The organism is Asticcacaulis sp. YBE204 (assembly GCF_000495855.1).
Lineage (GTDB): Bacteria > Pseudomonadota > Alphaproteobacteria > Caulobacterales > Caulobacteraceae > Asticcacaulis.
On the sequence record NZ_AWGF01000005.1, the window covers coordinates 123,663 to 141,092 of the forward strand.

Consider the following 17,430-nt stretch of genomic DNA (forward strand, 5'->3'; position numbering starts at 1 on the left):
GCCGCTTATTACTTGCCATCAGCGCGTCTTACTCTTGCTGGCCTCATATTCGTCCATGAGGATTTCAATGAATTCGCCTAAACGATAACGCTCGGCTTTCGCCATAGCGCGGAAGCGTTCGAGCACGTGCTCGGGTCCTTTCACGTTCATCTGGCTATCGGTGGACGCCTCCCGGCTCGGGAACGCCGCGACCTTATCGATCGCTTTTCGGGTCGCGACCGTTGACGGCTTCGGGGTACTGGGTATTGACGCGGGCGCGTCAAAGTCGGAAAGGTCGTCGAAGTTCAAAGGCTTACGAGCATCGGACATTAGGCCACCTGTTGAGCTTTCTCGCGATTGGCACGCAACTTCGCGATGATTTCGGCTGTAAATGCTTCGACGTTGCGCTGGGCGGCGTCGAGGTTGTTGACGTCTTTAGAACTCATGGTGCGAATGGAGCCCCCGACGGCGAACATTGCAGAATAGGCATCGCGCTCGAAGATTTCCGTTTTGAACGTGTCTATCTTGGGATTGTCGCGGAACTGCTGGGAAATAAATCGCGCTGTACGGGACTTGGCGACCACTTTTGACTGGGTGAAGAGTACCGCATACGGAATGTCTCTTCGGTTCGCCTTCATATCCCGGTGAATTTCCTTGATAACATCAAGAGCTGCCAGCGCGTCTTGCTGCTGTTCCTTCGCCGGCACGACCACAAGGTCCGATTGGGACATGGCGTAGCTCATGAGGCGCGACGCGGTGCCTTCGAGGTCAATAATGACAAAGGTGGATTGTTCGACCGCCGCTTCGATTTCATCGAGGATGGTTTTCTCAGATTCGTTCGTCACCACGGTCAGGTTCTCGGGAACACCCGTGAGCGTCGCCCAGGTTGTGATCGGGTGACGGGGGTCGGCGTCGATAATCGTTACCCGTTTTGTGTTTGCCAGCTCGCAGGCGAGCAGAAGCGCACTGGTCGTTTTCCCGGATCCGCCCTTACTGTTGGCAAATGAAATAACAGCCATATTGGCCTCCTTTTATGCGGACTGTGGTCCGATTCTGCACTCGGTACCAGACGGTACCCTCAGGTAGCTCCAGATACTATACTCTAGGGTATAGTACGGTACGGTATCATAGCCCAAGGTACCCATCGGTACTTCGGAGTACCCAAAGATACTTAACGATAGGTTACTATACCCGGGGCTACCTGTTGGTAGCTGAAGATATCTCAAAATACCAAAATCTACCCTCCGGTACCAACAGATACGGTACCTGTAGGTACCTCGAAATACCCTGCGGTACCACTAGATACCGTAAGATACCCGAAAATATCGAAAGGTACTATACCCTCAGATATCTGACGATATCTTAAGGTACGGACAGATACCGTTCGATACCACACGGTACCTTGAGATAGCGTCGAGTATTCTAAGATACCTACAGGTATCGCTCGATTCTCACAGAACGTCACGGAGATCGTCTATTTGCATCCAAATTGCGCACAATGATCTGTTTTCTAACGATAATAGCTATCGTCTTTCAAGCACCTTCCGGCGATATTCCCTTAAGTGCACCACCTGGGATTACAGACCTTGGCTCGGCGCCATCCCAGGAGAGGCGTTCACCACGTGCCCGCGATAATGGAAATACAAATTTTGATAGTCAACCCATAATTGCTATTGACGCGCGTAATACGATTATCATAGCGTGACGCTGCAACGCCAATTTGCACACATTTAACCCTCCCTCTCCAGGAGATCATTATGGTAACGCGACTCCAGACGCGTTCGGCCAAGCGCGCCCCCTTGGCTCTGAGCGTCGCCCTTTCCCCTGTAATGGCAGTGATATCGACGCCTGCGTTCGCGCAGATCGAGAAACTGACGACCGTGCTCGACAACGTTAAGTCAGCGCTGCTCGGCGTCGGGGTGGTCGTCTTCACCATCATGATCGCCTGGGCCGGCTATAAAATGGGGTTCCAGCACGCCAAGTGGTCGGAGGTCTCCAACATCGTCATCGGCGCCGTCCTGGTCGGCGGCGCCGCCGCCATCGCTGGCTGGCTGATCAACTGATGGAACCCTACCGCGACCCGATATTCAAAGGCTGCACGCGACCGCCGATGTTCTTCGGCGTGCCGCTGATAGCCTTCCTGGCCACCACGGGTGCGTTCCTCGTGGTGGCGATGTGGCTGCTCTACCTCGTGAGTGGGTATGCCAGTCTGGTCCTCGCGGTTATCTATGTGCCGCTCGTCATTGCCATGCGCGAAATCACCCGACGGGACGATCAGCGTCTGCGCCAGATGTTCATGCGCCTGCGCATGCGGCACCGGCACGGGAAGGGGAGGGCACTTTGGGGCGCTATCTCCTTCGCTCCCTATCGATTGAAGCGGAGGTAGCCATGCGATCTGCCGAAGCTCTACGTGAAACGGCAAGCGCCCAGGTCGCGGCGGCCGATCACATACCCCTTGGCAGCCATGTCGCGCCGGATGTCATCCGATTAAAAGCCAATGGCGATTACGTCGCGACCTGGCGCCTTGACGGCATCGCGTTTGAAACCGCAGACCCTCTTGAGATACATTTGCGGAAGGAAGGTCTCGTTGGCTTCCTACGGGGCCTTGCGGGCGGGCAATACGCTGTATGGACGCATAAGTTGCGCCGGCAGGTACACGAGCGGCTGGATGCCCATTTCGATAATCCGTTTTGCCAGTCCTTCAGCGATCGGTATAATCAGGCGTTTGACACCCATCGCCAGATGGCGACGGAACTGTACCTGACGCTCATCTACCGACCCACGCCAAGCGGGCCGGCAAAATGGTTCAATCTGGGTACGAAGCCAACGCCAGAAGCGCGAAAAGCGGCGGAGGTTGAAGCGCTCGCCATTTTGGAAGACACGGGGCGGCAAGTTGAGGCCAGCCTTGCGCGCTACGCCCCCGTTCGCCTCGGCACCTATAGCGCCAATGCCGTCGTCTATTCGCAGATGCTGGCTTTTTTCGGCTATCTGACCAATGGCGTTTGGGAGGAGGTGCCGCTGCGCCAGGCGGATCTCGCCAACTACCTCCCCACATCACGATTGCATTTCGGCGAGCGCAACGGCCTGCTTGAGATCTGGCATCCGAAAGGCCGGAAGTTCGCCGGGCTTCTGGATATTCAGGACTATCCGCGCCACTCCGAACCCGGCATGAGCAATGCCGTCCTCTATGGGCAGTATGAATATATCGAGACCCAGAGCTTCAGCCTGATGAACCGTCGCGACGGCTTGGCGGCGCTAGACCGTCAGAAGGGCCAACTGATCGCATCCAACGACGTCGCCGAGCGCGAGATCGGTGAGATGGACCAGGCGATGGACGATCTGCAATCGGGTTTGATTGAACTGGGTGAGTATCACTATAGCCTGGCCATCTTCGGGGAGACGCCGGCGGCGGTGTCCAAGAATATGGGCGAGGCGAGGGCGCTCCTGCAGGACGGTGCCGGGCTTAAGATGGCCGTTATTGACGCCATTCCCGAATGCGCCTGGTTCGCCCAGATTCCCGGCAACTGGTCGATGCGGCCACGCGAGGCAAAGCTGACGAGCCGCAACTTCGCCGCCTTGAGTCCGTTTCATAATTTTGCCCGCGGCAAGGCCAAGGGCAACCCCTGGGGGCAGGCGCTTGCGCTGTTTCGGACACCGAGCGGCCAGCCCTACTATTTCAACTTCCATGCATCGCCCGAGAGCCGGGACGTCACTGACGAAAAATATCCCGGCAACACCTTCATCTGCGGCGCGACCGGTGTCGGCAAGACGGCGCTGGAAATGTCGCTGATTGCTTTCGCGACCAAGTATCCAGGGCTGCGCTGCATCCTGTTCGATAAAGACCGGGGCGCCGAGATCGCGATACGGGCCATGGGGGGACGGTATTTCCGCCTCGAACGCGGGCAGCCGACCGGATTCAACCCTTTTCAGCTACCTCTCACTGACGACAATATCCAGTTCTGCGAGCGGCTCGTCAGGCTGTTGCTCACCCGAAAAGGGGAGGGCGGTCGGTTTTCGGCGAAAGAAGACAATGACATTGCGCGCGCGGTGCGCACCGTGATGTCCGCGCAGGTCACCCACAATATCCGAAGTCTCAGCGCGGTCGCGCAGAACCTGCCCAAGACCGGAGAGGACAGCTTGCACGCTCGGCTGACCAAATGGCTCAGGGGACATCCGCTGGGATGGGTCTTCGATAATGCCGAGGACCGGCCGGATCTCACACACGCGCGAATTACGGGGTTCGACTACACGGAGTTCCTTGATGACGCCGAGGTGCGCACCCCGATCATGGCCTACCTCCTGCACCGGACCGAGGCGCTGATCGACGGTCAGCCCTTCATTTACCTGATGGAGGAGTTCTGGAAACCCTTGCAGGACGAGCACTTTGCTGACTTTGCGCTGAACAAACAGAAGACGATCCGTAAGCAGGGCGGACTCGGGGTATTTGTGACCCAATCCCCCTCTGATGTGCTCGAACACCGCATTGGCAAAACCATGGTCGAACAGACCGTGACGCAAGTTTTCCTACCCAATCCTAAGGCCGACCACGGCGATTATGTAAACGGATTCAAGGTCACTGAGGCCGAGTTCAGTCTCATCCGCAATCTCGGCGAAACGAGCCGTCTGTTTTTAGTGAAGCAGGGCCATACCTCCGCCTTGGCCAGGTTTGATCTCGCTGGCCTCGACGACATCCTCAATGTCGTCTCGGGGACGACGGAGAATGTCGAGTTGCTTGACCAGATCAGGGCCGAGGTCGGGGACGATCCGGCCGACTGGATGCCCGTGTTTCAAAGCCGCATCAGCGAGCGCCGGCAGCGCGCAAAGGGGGCCAAGCATGTCTAGATACATAGTCACGCTGACGTTTGCCGCCGCTACGGACAACAGCTTGTTCAGGCGCATGTGCAAGGATTGCGCGCCGCCTCTGGATTTTAAATCGACCGACGAGAGGGGCGGGTGATGGGTATAGCGTCCGACATCGAAACTTCTATGGATATGATGCTGGCCGCCTTCGTTTCGGAGAAAAGCGCCGCCGTCTGTTCGATGTTGGTGCCGGTCGCCCTGGCCGGTATCACCATCTACGTAATACTCATGGGCTATGGCGTGGCGCGCGGTGAGGTTCGCCAGACCCTGATGACGCCTGTGTGGAAGTTGGTGAAGCTGGCGTTCGTGGTCACCGTGGCGCTCAGCGCCGGCCAGTTCCAGGGCAAGATTATCAATGCGTTCGATGGAATCCAGGACGGCATGGTGAGTGCCTTCAGTCAGGCAGGGTCGGTCGGCGCCGTCATCGACGAGTTCATGGAACCCTATAATGAACTGAGCCGGGCGATCGGTCAGGAAGCGTCCAATGAGGTGATGCCGAACCTGACACTCTATCTCACCCTGGCCGTAGTGATCATCGCGCAGGTGGTGATGTTCGCGGTCGGCATCGGATTGCTTGTCCTGGCCAAGGTGGCCCTGACCCTGATCTTTGCTGTCGGTCCGGCCTTTATTTTGTGCGCAGCATTTCCTGCAACACAGAGGTTCGCGGAGAGCTGGATCGGGCAGGTTGTCAATTACATCCTGCTGAACATTTTAGTGGCTGCTGCCTTCACGATGCTCAGCTTTTTTGCGCAGCAATTCGCTGAAAAAGCGCTCCAGGCCTACGGGGATGACAGCCAGATCATCAAGGACTGCGTCGCGCTGATGATCGTCTCGGCGGCCCTGGCCATTGTCATGCTGAATCTCAATACCATCGCCTCAGCCCTTGGCGGCGGGGCCAGTCTCGCCGGGGCCGGTGCGGCCGCAGGTGCTGCAGGTCAGGCGGCTATGGGGATCGGTGCGGCTATCGTCGGCGGTGTCCTTGGCCTTGGCGGCAAGGCCTACCGGGCCGCGACCAAAAAACGGACCGGGGGCAGCGTCGCGCGCAACGACGGAGGCTCGAGCACCGATCAAAGCCCATCAGGCCCGTCCCCTACCTCGCCACCCCTCTACCAGCAGCCGATCGTCGAAAACCTTCGTCGATCCTCAACCTGAAGGCACGCGTCATGCCCCTGCCCACGCTTTTCAACATGGCCAAGACCCGGCCCAGCCGCAAGGCGATAGCCCTGACCGCCATAGCCCTCACCCTTAGCGCCGGTACGGCGCAGGCGCTGATGCCCGTGATCGACACCGCCAATCTGGCTCAGGCGGTGCAACAGGTCAGGGCCTGGACGCAGCAATATCAGCAGATGACCCAGCAGCTTTCGCAGCTCCAGCAAACCTATGCGAAAACCAAGGCGCAGCTCGATGCCTTAACGGGTGCGCGTGGCTTGGGCGATATCCTCAACAACCCTCTGGTTCGACAGGTGGCGCCGGATGACGTGGTCTCGGCCTATAATACGCTCGATACCCTTGGTGCGGCGGGACTGACCGCTGCCGCCCGGAACCTGCGCTCCGAGGCCGAAGTCTATGACTGCGCGGATCAGGCAGGCGAAGCGAAGGCTCGATGTGAGGCCGGATTAGCCATCACCTACCAGGACATCGCCTACCAGCAGCAAACCCTCGACAGATTGCAGTCTCGCGGAGATCAGATCGAATCTCTGCGCGCCCAGATCAATCAGACTCAGGATCCAAAGGCGATCGCCGAATTGCACGCGCGTATCGCTGTCGAGCAGGCGCACGTGCAGAACGACGCCAACCGGATCAATACGGTCAACGCCTTGTCGCAGAGCCAGCAGGCCGCGCAGCAACAGCGCCTGCGCGAACGCACAATGAAGCGCTACGACAAGGACGCGCCATCGGCCACCGACAGTTTCGTATTTCAGATGCCGGGCGCGTAGCCTGAGCGGGGAGGGGAGCCATGCCTTCCGGGGCACGTACCGTAAAACCGTCCGAGGAAAAGGACTTCTATCAGAAATCGGCCGACTGGGAGGCCGATCGCCAGAGCCAGCTACAGCGGTCAGAACGCCGCGCGTGGCGGATCGCTATCGTTGCCACCGGCGTGGCGACGATCACGGTCATCGCGCTGGCGACGCTCGCACCGATGCGGCGCACGGTGCCCTATGTGTTCGAGGTCGACCGCGCTACGGGCAATGTCGCCTTCGTTCAGGCCGTCGATGACCGGACGACGAAGGGCTATCAGGAAATCCTCGATAAGCACTGGGCGCAACGCTATGTCACGGCACGGGAGTCCTACGTCTATAAGCTCCTGCAAACCGACTACGACACGACGCTGATGCTCAGCGATGATCGTGTGGCGCGCGACTATGCGCACCTGTTCGAGGGCGAAAATGCGCGGGACCAGCGGTTCGGCACCCATACCGAAGAGACGGTCGAGGTGCTCAGCATCGCTCTGGCGAGCGATACTATCAGTCCCAAGGCGGTCGTTCGCTTTGCAAAGACCACGCGACACCTCGACAGCGGCCTGATCGATCCGACCCAAAACTATATCGCCACCATCGCTTACGAATATCGTCCCACGATGAGCGGCAAGGAGAAGGATCTGATCAACAATCCGCTCGGTTATCGCGTGACCAGCTATCGCGTCGATCCTGAGTCCCCCTCGGTGCGCCCGATGCCACCGCAAGCCGAATTCTAAGGAGGTCCGAATGAAGCCAGGTCCATTCATAACGGCGGCGACAGTGGCCAGCCTTCTTAGCGTCGCCTATGCGGATGAACCCGTGCCATCCGGCCGTGACGTGCGCGTCGTCTATATGGATTATCACGCCGAGGCGGTCGCAAAGATCGACGTCAAGCGGGGGTTTGTCTCGCGTGTCGTTCTCGAAGACGGCGAGACAATCGTGTCGGCCGCGACCGGCTTGACGGCCGATTGCCAGAGTCCGGACAGTCAGTGGTGCGTGCGGGCCGACGAAGGCACCGGGACGATCTGGATTAAGCCCAAGGCGGGCGCGACGCGCAACAATCTGGAACTGCGAACCGATCGCCGGGACTACAGTCTGGAGTTCCAGGTGGTAACGGCAAAACCGGTGCGCAACCGCAAAGGCAAGGTCATCCGGTGGACAAGTCCTGAGCCCATGTATCGGGTAATTTACCGCTACCCGGCGGTCTCATTGGCGCCTGGAAAACGCGAACTCGATCTGTCGACCGCTTCGGCCCGCCTGTTGGGACCCAAGCCGCAGCGCCCGGTGCCGAGAAACTGGGCCTATTCGATGCAGATGGCCCCTAGATCCGAAGGCATCGCGCCATCGCTGACCTTCGATGATGGCCGGTTCACCTACTTCCGTTTCGCCAATAACCGTGATGTCCCCACGCTCTATCGGATCACACCGGCCGGCGAGGAGGAGAGACTGAACTTCCACATGGACGGCGAACTGGTGGTCGTCCAGCGTACCGCCGAGCGCTTCATCCTGCGCCTCGGTGACATGACCGTCGGTGTCTGGAACGACGCCTTCGATCCCGATGGCGTGCCGCCGAATGACGGCACAACGCTTGACGGGATGCGCCGTGAAGAGAAAGGGGGCGGGCAGTGACCGGGTCCCCAGATCTCGATATTCCACCCGAGGCCAAGCCGCGCCCGGACGACATCGTCTCGGTCAATGCGCGTACGGCGCCGACGCCCAATATCCTGGGCAAGGTGGTGTTCCTGACAGCGGTTGCCGCCGTGCTCGTGCTCGGCATGGCCTTTGTGCTCAACCAGTCTGTAAAAGGGCAGAAGGAGGAGACGGCAGCGGCGTCGTCCGACAAGACGCGTGCGCCCGCGAGCGCCGGTCGCCGGACATTCGCCAGCGAGGGCCCGCCCTTGCCAGGGCAGACCGGGCAGATAGCGCCCGGGAGTGTCACGAGGTGCATGGACGGTCAGCCGCCGATCAATGTCCGGGGATCAGATGGCGCGCCGCTCGTCACCGCCAACGGCCCCGTACAGGTTTGTCGTGACGGTAACGTGCTGATGACCGACGCATCCGGCGCGGACGCACCGGCGTCGACCGCGAGTTATACATCGACCCCGACCTACGAACCCGGCCCGACAACACCAGAGCGGCCGGCCCCCGTCCAAAAGCGGGTCGACCCATACGGCGGCGACGTCCTTCTGTCGGCAAAGAAACCTGCACCGACGAACGACCCGGTTCAGGAGAACCCGGGTCTGTTCACTCAAGTCTCCGAGGTCCGCCATCCAGAGGACGCGGCCGCCCGGCCTCTGGATGACACGCAGACGCTTTCAAGCCGCCTTGACGTCCCGCGCTCGACAAAGGTCAAGGCCGCGCGCCTGGGGGATCGGAATATGATCCTGCCCAAGGGGCGGACGATCGAATGCGGTCTGTCGGTGCGTCTTGTGAGTGATCTGGCTGGCCAGGCGTCGTGTGTCCTGACGCAGAACGTCTATTCCGACAACGGCCGTGTGGTGTTGCTGGAGCGCGGTTCGGAAGCCGTCGGTGAGTATCGGGCGACTCTGGAGCACGGTCAGCGTCGGCTATTTGTAATCTGGACGCGGATCAAGACGCCGACGGGCGTGATCATCGACCTCAACTCGCCGGCGGCGGACGGGCTGGGTGCCGCGGGCTTACCCGGTCATGTCGATCATCACTGGTGGCAACGGGTGGGCTCCGCCTTCCTTCTCTCCACCGTACAGGATGCCATCGTCTATGCGGCGAGCCGCAACCCGGGCGGCGATACGATCGTCTTCCAGAACACGCAGTCGGCGGGCCGTCAGATGGCCGATCGCGTACTGGAGCAGTCGATCAATATCCGCCCGACGCTCTATAAGACCCAGGGCGATCGGGGTTTGATCTACGTGGCGCGGGATCTGGATTTCGGGGACGTCTATGCGCTCCGGCCTCGCTGACGCGGCCACCGGCGGCCTTGGGCCTGACGCCATGGTGCGCGAATTGATGCGGCCATTGACGCCCCATCTGTCGGGTGAAGGGGTTACTGAACTGGTCGTCAACCGTCCCGGTGCGGTGTTCCTGGAGCGCGCCGGCGAATGGGCGCAGGTCGAGGCTCCGGAGCTGACCTTTGATCGGCTTTCGGCGCTGGCGACGGCGATTGCCAACTACTCCGATCAGGACGTCGGGCCGCGCCATCCGATACTCTCGGCCATGCTGCCGGACGGCGAACGGGTCCAGATCGTCGTGCCGCCCGCCGTCGAGCCGGGGCACGTGTCGCTTTCCATTCGGATCCCGTCGAGCCAGATACGCACGCTCGCCCAATATGACGCGGAAGGCGCGTTCGGCCACTTTACCTGGGTCAATCAGCCGAACACCCCAGACGAACTCGGTCTCGACGCTGACCTTGCCGCCTTGCTGCAGGCGCGCCAGCTCGCCGCTTTCCTCGAACGGGCCGTCCGACGGCGTAAGAATATTGCCATTGTCGGCGAGACGGGGTCGGGGAAGACCACCTTGATGAAAACCCTGTGCCAGGCCATCCCAAGCGAGGAACGCCTGATCACCATTGAGGACGTGCGCGAATTGGACCTGCCGGCGCACCCTAACCGCGTACATCTGCTCTACTCGAAGGGCGGGCAGGGCTTGGCGGAGATAACGCCTTCCGACCTCATTGCCTCGAACCTTCGCATGAAGCCGGATCGGGTGCTGCTTGCGGAACTTCGGGGCGCCGAGGCGTTCGATTTTCTCAAACTGCTGAGCACCGGCCATGCCGGGTCAGTGACCTCGTTTCACGCGGAATCCTGCGCGCTGGCGGCGGAGCGTTATGTGTTTATGTGCCGGGAACATGCTGACGCGGCGGCTTACGACATTCCGGCATTGAAGCGCCTCGTCGGCCTAACGCTCGACGTCATCGTGCACATGACGGCCCGGTCCCTTCACGTCGATGAGGGCGATGGAAACGCTGCACCGCGCCGACACGTCCGCGAAGTCTGGTTCGATCCTGACAAGAGCGCCACGCGGGCGGCCGTTCCATGACACGCAGCACTGCCCTGACCCTGGCTATTGCCGTCTATGTTTTGGCGGGCATACCCGCCACGCTATGGCTTGCGGGTGCCGCTTTCTTTGCCTTTCACAAGACCTGGCCGGAAAACATCACCCTATCGACCTGGCCCGATTATTGGCGGGCTTACGGCGAAGCGACGCCACAACGCAAGCCGCTTCAGGTCTCAATCCTCGCGGCGATCGGTGCCGTTTACGTCGTGCCGGGTTTTGTTTTGGCCGAAGTGCTGAGTGGACCTAAACGGGCGCTGCATGGCTCGGCGCGCTTTGCGGCAACGGCGGAAATCCGTAAGGCCGGCCTGTTTGCCGAGGACGGGATCATCGTCGGCAAGTCCGGGCGCCAGTTTCTCGTCTTCGGCGGCGAGCGCTTTGTCCTTGTCGCGGCGCCGACGCGGAGCGGGAAAGGGGTGGCCGTCGTTATTCCAAACCTTCTGAACTATGCGGGCTCGGTCGTCGTCCTCGATATCAAGCTGGAGAATTTCAACCTGACCTCGGCCTATCGCGCCGCGCATGGCCAGACCGTCTTTCTGTTCAACCCGTTTGCGGAGGATTTCAGGACGCATCGGTGGAATCCGCTCGATGCGATCCGCCGCGATCCGAACTATCGCGTTGGGGACATTCTGACCATTGGCCAAACCCTCTATCCTTCCGGCGGCGACAAGGACGCCTTCTGGAACGACCAGGCGCGCAACCTCTTCCTTGGGCTGGTTCTCATGCTACTGGAGACGCCCGACAGTCGCGTTACCCTCGGCGAGGTGCTTCGTCAGTCGTCGGGCAAGGGCAAGCCGCTTCGTATCCATCTGGAAGACCTGGTCGACGACCGCAACAAGACCGATCACCCCTTCAGCAACGAATGCCAGGATGCGCTGTCGCGTTTCTGCTCGACCAGCGAAAACACCCTGACCTCGATTCTCGCAACCTTCAATGCGCCGCTCACCATGTTCGCCAACCCGCTGGTCGAGGCGGCCACCTCGGCCTGCGATTTCGACCTGTCGGCGGTAAGAGCGCGCAAGATCTCGATCTATATCGGCATCCAGCCGGACAAGCTCGCCGACGCAGCACTGCTCATCAACCTGCTATTCTCCCAACTGATCAACCTCAATGTCCGCACCCAGCCGAAGGACGATCCGAGGCTCACGCACAACTGCCTGGTCGTTCTCGACGAGTTCGCCGCGCTCGGCCGCATCAATGTACTGGCCAAGGCCAATGCCTTTATCTCCGGTTACGGCCTCAGACTACTGACCGTCGTGCAGAGCATCGCGCAACTGGAGTCGGTCTATGGCGACAAAGATGCGCGGACCCTGATGACCAACCACGGCCTGCAAATTCTCTTTGCGCCCCGCGAGCAGCGCGACGCCAACACCTATAGCGAGATGCTGGGCTTCACCACGGAGAAGGTGAAAAGCCAGAGCATCAGCCGTAACCGCGGCGGTGGATCAGGCCGTAGCCACGGATCGAAGAGCGAGACGACGTCCGAACAGCGCCGTGCCCTGATGCTGGCGCAGGAGTTGAAAGCGCTACCGGCGGATCAGGCCATCGTTGTGCTTGAAGCGACCCGTCCCATCCGGACGCAGAAGGCCTATTTCTACAGCGACGCGGCGTTCGTTGACCGCCTCAAAACCGTCAGTCCGATGCTCGCCGGCATCAAAGGCAGGCTACCGAGCCAAGCCGACTTCGACGTCGCCGCACGCACCGATCTGAAGGTCGAGATTGAGCCCCTTGATGTCGATCTGTTTGTGGCGAAGACCGAACGCCGGACGCGGCCGTTGGAACCAGGCGAGGCGATTGAGGTGAAACAGCTTGCCATCGACACCGCCAAGATCCCGCCGGTCGATAATCAGCAAAAACCGTCGCCGGAGGCGATTCAGAACATAATCACCGCCTTTCTTGGCCAAACTCAAGGCCCCGTTCCTGCGAACCCGTCCGCCAACCGTTCATCGAAGGGTCAGACGGTGGCCCGTCGCGCCGGGAAGGGAAGGGGCAAACACCTAAGCCTGGATATACCCCCTATTGAGGAGACACATTGATGCCGATCGTCCACCCCCGATTCTTCCTTTTTTGGATCGCCCTGGCCGGCCTTTCGGCCTGTAGCGCCCCACCGAAGCCCTTGGTGCTCGACGGCAGGCACCGAATGCCGGTGAATACGGCCGAGGCGCGTGCGGTTTACGAAGCCGGTCAGATCACCCCCGCTCCGACAGCGGAGACGGGTCAGTGAACTCGATTGACGAGGGTAAGCGGGCAGATCCTGGTCAAATCGGGGCCACCGATCAGGTAACCGCGCGCGACCTATTGGAGACGCCCGCGAGCAAAGACACGCAAGCACCCGCGTATCTGAGCGAGGTCGCGCCACCTGAACCGGGCGAGGAAACGCGTGAAGACAGACGGTCCATGCCGTTGCAGTCCCATCGTGTGGCCGACGCCGTGCCACAGTCGGTCAGAAACCGGTTTCTGGAAGCGGGAAAGGCCTTTCACTATCGTGATCGAGATCAGGCCGTGGCCTTCGAGGACAAGGGGACGCGCCTGACGACGGCACAGGATGATGTCCACGTGATCCGCGCCATGATCGACGTGGCCGAGGCGAGGGGTTGGTCGTCGGTCCGGGTGCGAGGCTCCGTTAGCTTCAAACGGGAGGCGTGGCTACAGGCGCAGGCGCGGGGTATGGTGGTTGAGGGATATAAGCCGCGCCATGTCGATCAGGCGAGACGGGAAGATCAGGCCAGGGACCGGGCGGTCTCAGCGAAGTCGCGCAGCAGCGACATCCGTAGTGATCCCGTACAGCCGCTTTCGGGTCGCCAGCAAACGGCTGTTGAGGTGCTGAAGGCGGTCCTGCGCGAGCGTGGCGATAGCGAAATTGCCGTCGAAATGGCGGGCGAGCTGATGCGCCAGCGCTTCCTCACCCATCGTGTCTATATCGGTCGGGTCAAGGACATCGGGACGGCACCCTACCAGGACAATCCCGGCAACGCCGACAGTCCCTATGTCACGCTGCAAACTCAAAAAGGCGAAACCAAGGTCTGGGGCATCGATTTGCCTCGGGCGTTAGAGGAGGGGCGGGTGCAGCTCAACGACGAAATTGCGCTCGCGTTCCAGGGGCGAAAACCGGTCACATTGAAACGGCGGGAGACCGACAAAAACGGGCAGACGCAAGTGGTTGAAAAGCAGGTAGAGCGCAATGCCTGGGACGCTAAGAAGCTGGACGCGCTAAGAGACGAAGTCCGGTTACGCCTGACCCGCGCCGCCGCTGAACCGAGTATACCGGTTTATGACCGCAAGGCGCCGCAAATCGTGGAGACCGCTCAGCGGATCCGCCGTCCAAATCGCAATATAGAACGCACGCGATGACAGCTTGGCGGCCAGGCCGGTTGAGACGGAAAATCCGGTACGTGCGGCTTGAGGTTGAAGCAAGTTCCAGCGACTGGTCTTCACCTCACCATATCCGCAAAAATTTGCCGATCATAAACAGGAAAATGAGCCCAAGTCCGAAACCGATCAGCGCCAGATAAAGCCGAATGAATAAGATTGGTAGCATGATGAAGAAGCGAAGGATCGCGGCGACTAATAGTAAAGTGACGCCGAAAACCCAAAGCCCAACGCGTACTATCGGATCGATCCAACAATAGTAAAACCAATGGATTTCAGATGCCGTTGTCTCGATGAATGAGACCAATCGGCCAATGGGATTTTGTCGAAAAAGTTTCGGAGATTGTGACATGGCCATGCTTTCTCTAAGCGGCGGATGCCGCATTCAGATTAGGAGAGAAGAAAAGCTATGGCAGCGCAGGAATATGGCGCGTGCATATGATACCTCTATGCCTCGAACAGGCAAGCATTTTTTCAAGGGTACCTGTGGGTACCTGTTGGTACGGTACCTTCTGGTATCTAATGGGCTGCAATTGTCCAAACCAGGTATTCGCTGATCCCAATCATAGCGCAAAGCGGGTGTCTATGATCGTCAACGATTTTGCTTGCACACCTTACGCCCTGCTCGGCGGCCTGATCTTTGAAAAGATTGATCTTTTCGAAGCTCAGGAGGTAAAAAGTGCTTTTGGATCGGGTTTCTCTGGATGACCATGTTGTCACGGAAATTGGTAAGGATAAACCGCAAAAACTATATCTAACAGGCCACGTCGCAAGGCGACGATGCGAGGAGGACGAGACCTGTTTGTGGGACACTGAACTACCCGGCTTCGGATTGCGCCGTTACATAACGGGACGAAAGAGTTGGTTCCTCAGGTACGTTGAGCGTGGCGTGGCCCGCAATTGGACAATTGGCGATGTGAGGCATGTCTCCGCCGAAGACGCGAGGGAAAGGGCGCGCAAGCGGCTCAAAGAGGTCGCCTTGCGAGGTCTACCGAGCCGTCCGAAGCGATCGAAGATCGCCGCCAAGGTCGCGACCTTTTCTGAACTGGTCGAACAGTATTTCGAAGATCGGCCGTTTGCCTGGAAGCCGTCTACCGAAAAGACAAACGTCCATAGCATCCGCAAGGTGCTCGTCCCGGCCTTCGGAACGATGCAGGTCGCTGCCATCCGCAAACATGACGTCATGCGCTGGCGGGACGAGATGTCGGATCGCCCAGGGGCCTTTAATCGGGATGTCGCTCTCCTTCGGTGTCATGCAATATGCGGAACGTCTTGGCCTGCGCAAGCTGGGCTCCAACCCGGCGCGTGGCGTGCCACGGTACGCAAGGGAGCCGCTGCAACGTTTCCTGAATGCGGCTGAATTGAAACGGTTGCACCGCCGGCTGACTGAATGCGACGATACCTACATGGTCGCTGCGATCCGGCTGCTGATCCATACCGGCGCCCGATCGAGCGAAATTGCCACCCTGACCTGGGGCGAAATCTCGGATAGTCGGCTTGAGCTGAAGGACAGCAAGACCGGACCCAAGTCCATTCTGCTGAGTCGGCAAGCGAAGGCGATCCTGGATGGGTTGCCGCGTGGCGCCGACGACGAACTTGTTTTCACCGGCACGAAAGGCCAGACGGCAAACCTGAGCTATTTCTGGTCTAAGTTCCGCAATAAAGCTGGTCTTCCGGATGTGCGGTTGCACGACCTTCGCCATAGTTATGCATCTATCGCCATTCAGAACGGCATCAGCCTCGATGCCATTGGCCGTTTACTTGGGCACGCCCTGACAGAGACGACCGAGCGCTATGCGCATCTATCAGATGATTGCATTGCCAATGCCGCCGAAAAGCTGGGCGGTTCCATCGTGAAGCTGATGGGGTGGCAAAATGTCAGCTCTTGACCTCGACTCCGATTGGCTTTTGGACATCTTTGACAAGCCACGCGCAAATGACCTGCAAAAAGTTACCGATGGTGAACGCTCAGTAGCATATGAACATCAGGCCCGCCCGCCGCTGCGAAGGCCGGTGCCTCGTCGCAAGGCCGCTGCAACGGCTGGGCGAAACTCCATACCAGAGCGCCAGACTGTCTGGTTCGAGGAGCAGCCCGGTTTCGGCGTGCGCGAATACGCCACCGGACGTGAGATGTTCATTGTCCAGTATCCGGCAATAACCGGCAATCGCACGATCACGATTGGCAATGCCAAAGTCATTGACATGCAAACCGCGCTCGATGTCGCTCGGCGCTGCATTTATCATTCAGACCCCGACCGGAACCTGGCCGACGAACGCAAGCGGACGCGGACGCTGCCGATGTTCCAGGATTATCTCGAGGACTACTGGAAGGTGATGTGGTGTCAGTGGAAGCCGAGCAGCCAGCACACGGAGGACAAATATCGCCGACTATACCTCGCCGACGCTTTTATTGACAAAGGTATCGACGAGGTCACCCATGAGGACGTCGCGAAATGGATGGTGCTGTGTAACCGCCGTGGTGGGCCGGGTGCGGTTAATCGGGCTTTTGAACGCTTAAAGGCCGTGATGCGAAAGGCCGAGGAGTGGGGACTTCGGCCCGAGGGTAGTAATCCTTGCCGCCTGATCAAGGCCAACCCGCGCCGCAAGATGGAGCGGTTTCTGAATGAGCATGAGTTTGCCAGACTGGGTGAGGTCATTTCGGCGAGCCGAGAACACCGTCCGGCGCACTGCGCGGCGTTATTGCTCATTATGCTGACCGGTTGCCGAAAAGACGAAATCGTTGGACTGACATGGGGAGAGGTTCGAGGCTCGCGCATCTATCTCGATGATAGCAAGACCGGCGCCTGCATTGTGCATTTGTGCTCCCAGGCACAAGACCTTTTGGCGGGATTCAAGCGTGGAAAGCCGGCAGATTTGGTCTTTAAGGGGCAATATGGCACAGGCATAGATATCGATGCCTATTGGTGTCGCATGAAGCGCGAGGCAAAGCTGGGCGTGATCCGGCTTCATGATCTTCGGCATAGCTATGCAAGCCAGGCGGCCCGAATGTCGTTTCCGTTGCCTACAATCCAGCGGTTGCTGGGCCATGCTAGAATAGACAGCACTGCCCGATACACGCATTTCGACGACAGCCACCTTGTCGATGTCGCACAACAAATCAGCGACCTGATTGATGGAGTCACAATTTGACTAAATGGAAATAGTTGGCCGGGGGGAAGTCAAAAACCGCAGTATGGAAGCTACCGCAAAATTAAAATTTGACTCCCTAACTGAC

General features: G+C 59.4%; 16 protein-coding genes and 1 pseudogene. 15 read left to right on the forward strand and 2 right to left on the reverse strand.

The window, feature by feature from the left end; genetic code table 11:
• Nucleotides 1–18 precede the first annotated feature (18 nt).
• Both AEYBE204_RS30110 and AEYBE204_RS30115 read right to left on the reverse strand, forming a co-directional pair.
• Nucleotides 19–309: a hypothetical protein gene (locus AEYBE204_RS30110; protein ID WP_023462229.1), complete on the reverse strand. Its 291-nt coding sequence runs from the start codon at nt 307–309 to the stop codon at nt 19–21.
• On the reverse strand, nt 309–998 hold the full coding sequence (locus tag AEYBE204_RS30115; RefSeq protein WP_023462230.1) for a ParA family protein: 690 nt from the start codon (nt 996–998) through the stop codon (nt 309–311). Before AEYBE204_RS30115 ends, AEYBE204_RS30110 begins: the two co-directional genes overlap by 1 nt.
• Nucleotides 999–1,736: 738 nt before the next feature.
• On the opposite strand from AEYBE204_RS30115, the gene AEYBE204_RS30120 reads away from it, so the two are divergent.
• From AEYBE204_RS30120 to AEYBE204_RS30185, 15 genes and pseudogenes are all read left to right on the forward strand, one after another.
• Nucleotides 1,737–2,042, forward strand: coding sequence for a TrbC/VirB2 family protein (locus tag AEYBE204_RS30120; protein ID WP_023462231.1), 306 nt, complete (start codon nt 1,737–1,739; stop codon nt 2,040–2,042).
• Nucleotides 2,042–2,365: a type IV secretion system protein VirB3 gene (locus tag AEYBE204_RS30125; RefSeq protein WP_031230507.1), complete on the forward strand. Its 324-nt coding sequence runs from the start codon at nt 2,042–2,044 to the stop codon at nt 2,363–2,365. Before AEYBE204_RS30120 ends, AEYBE204_RS30125 begins: the two co-directional genes overlap by 1 nt.
• 2 nt (nt 2,366–2,367) lie before the next feature.
• Entirely contained in the window at nt 2,368–4,821 is a 2,454-nt protein-coding gene (locus tag AEYBE204_RS30130) for a VirB4 family type IV secretion/conjugal transfer ATPase (protein WP_023462233.1), read from the forward strand.
• A gap of 114 nt (nt 4,822–4,935) precedes the next feature.
• The gene (locus AEYBE204_RS30135; protein ID WP_023462235.1) at nt 4,936–5,991 is read left to right on the forward strand and encodes a type IV secretion system protein; all 1,056 of its coding nucleotides are present in this window, start codon (nt 4,936–4,938) and stop codon (nt 5,989–5,991) included.
• 11 nt (nt 5,992–6,002) lie between these two features.
• A complete protein-coding gene (gene virB5 / locus AEYBE204_RS30140; RefSeq protein ID WP_023462236.1) occupies nt 6,003–6,776 on the forward strand; it encodes a P-type DNA transfer protein VirB5 in 774 nt (257 codons plus the stop codon).
• A gap of 20 nt (nt 6,777–6,796) precedes the next feature.
• Nucleotides 6,797–7,534 carry a virB8 family protein gene (locus AEYBE204_RS30145; protein ID WP_023462237.1) on the forward strand — a complete coding sequence of 246 codons (738 nt, stop codon included), beginning with the start codon at nt 6,797–6,799 and terminating at the stop codon, nt 7,532–7,534.
• Between the two features lie 10 nt (nt 7,535–7,544).
• A complete protein-coding gene (locus AEYBE204_RS30150; protein WP_023462238.1) occupies nt 7,545–8,426 on the forward strand; it encodes a TrbG/VirB9 family P-type conjugative transfer protein in 882 nt (293 codons plus the stop codon).
• Between the two features lie 317 nt (nt 8,427–8,743).
• Nucleotides 8,744–9,736: a type IV secretion system protein VirB10 gene (gene virB10 / locus AEYBE204_RS39520; protein WP_162148399.1), complete on the forward strand. Its 993-nt coding sequence runs from the start codon at nt 8,744–8,746 to the stop codon at nt 9,734–9,736.
• A complete protein-coding gene (gene virB11, locus AEYBE204_RS30155) occupies nt 9,717–10,811 on the forward strand; it encodes a P-type DNA transfer ATPase VirB11 (protein WP_023462240.1) in 1,095 nt (364 codons plus the stop codon). The genes virB10 and virB11 overlap by 20 nt, the downstream gene beginning before the upstream one ends.
• Complete coding sequence (locus AEYBE204_RS30160; RefSeq protein ID WP_023462241.1) at nt 10,808–12,862, forward strand: type IV secretory system conjugative DNA transfer family protein; 2,055 nt, start codon at nt 10,808–10,810, stop codon at nt 12,860–12,862. Before virB11 ends, AEYBE204_RS30160 begins: the two co-directional genes overlap by 4 nt.
• 184 nt (nt 12,863–13,046) lie before the next feature.
• A complete protein-coding gene (locus AEYBE204_RS30170) occupies nt 13,047–14,177 on the forward strand; it encodes an LPD7 domain-containing protein (protein WP_023462243.1) in 1,131 nt (376 codons plus the stop codon).
• Nucleotides 14,178–14,780: 603 nt separating this feature from the next.
• On the forward strand, nt 14,781–14,903 hold the full coding sequence (locus AEYBE204_RS40970; RefSeq protein WP_023462245.1) for a hypothetical protein: 123 nt from the start codon (nt 14,781–14,783) through the stop codon (nt 14,901–14,903).
• A pseudogene (locus AEYBE204_RS41080) lies at nt 14,875–15,387 on the forward strand (integrase arm-type DNA-binding domain-containing protein); the annotation flags it as partial. The gene AEYBE204_RS40970 and the pseudogene AEYBE204_RS41080, both read left to right, overlap by 29 nt.
• Before the next feature lie 40 nt (nt 15,388–15,427).
• The gene (locus tag AEYBE204_RS39530; protein WP_155908347.1) at nt 15,428–16,084 is read left to right on the forward strand and encodes a site-specific integrase; all 657 of its coding nucleotides are present in this window, start codon (nt 15,428–15,430) and stop codon (nt 16,082–16,084) included.
• The gene (locus AEYBE204_RS30185) at nt 16,071–17,345 is read left to right on the forward strand and encodes a site-specific integrase (RefSeq protein ID WP_023462248.1); all 1,275 of its coding nucleotides are present in this window, start codon (nt 16,071–16,073) and stop codon (nt 17,343–17,345) included. The genes AEYBE204_RS39530 and AEYBE204_RS30185 overlap by 14 nt, the downstream gene beginning before the upstream one ends.
• Nucleotides 17,346–17,430 lie beyond the last annotated feature (85 nt).